The following is a 773-nucleotide window of genomic DNA, read 5'->3' on the forward strand; positions in this document are numbered from 1 at the left end:
GTCGGCTCCGAGGCCGTGGTCGACGCGCGGCTGGTGACGGCGGTGCCACCGGGGTGGTCGCTGGCACAGGCCGCGAGTGTGCCGGTGGTGTTTTTGACCGCGCTGTACGGCTTGTCGGTGCTGGCCGGTGTGAAGGCCGGGCAGAAGGTGCTGGTGCATGCGGCCACCGGTGGGGTCGGCATGGCGGCGGTGCAGCTGTTGCGCCATTGGGGTGCGGAGGTTTTCGTCACCGCCAGCCGCGGCAAGTGGGACACGTTGCGGGCGATGGGGTTTGACGACGACCACATCGGGGATTCACGAACGCTGGACTTCGAGCGCAAGTTTCTTGCTACCACCGGCGGCGCCGGGGTGGATGTGGTGCTCAACTCGCTGGCCGGTGAGTTCATCGACGCGTCGCTGCGCCTGATGGTCGGCGGTGGACATTTCATCGAGATGGGCAAGACCGACCCGCGCGACCCCCAACTCGTAGCGGCCCAGCACCAGGGCGTGCACTATCGGGCGTTCGATCTGATCGAGGCCGGCCCGGACCACACAGCGACGATGCTGGCCGAGCTGATGACGCTCTTCGCGGCGGGCACGTTGAAGCCGTTGCCGGTCAAGACCTTTGACGTGCGATGCGCCCCGGCGGCGTATCGCTTGATCAGCCAGGCGCGCCACATCGGCAAAGTGGTGCTTACCATCGGCGACCGTGGGCTTGCCGGGGGCAGTGTGGTGGTCACCGGGGGCACCGGGATGGCGGGTTCGGCGCTGGCGCAGCATCTGGCGACGCGTTA

At 67.9% G+C, this 773-nt stretch carries 1 protein-coding gene; it reads left to right on the plus strand.

Going from position 1 to position 773, the window contains the following annotated elements; translation table 11 throughout:
- Positions 1 to 773 (plus strand): zinc-binding dehydrogenase (locus tag A5745_RS00470; RefSeq protein WP_139329371.1); only part of this gene is annotated, 773 nt, incomplete at both ends.

The organism is Mycobacterium sp. IS-2888 (assembly GCF_001954215.1).
Lineage (GTDB): Bacteria > Actinomycetota > Actinomycetes > Mycobacteriales > Mycobacteriaceae > Mycobacterium.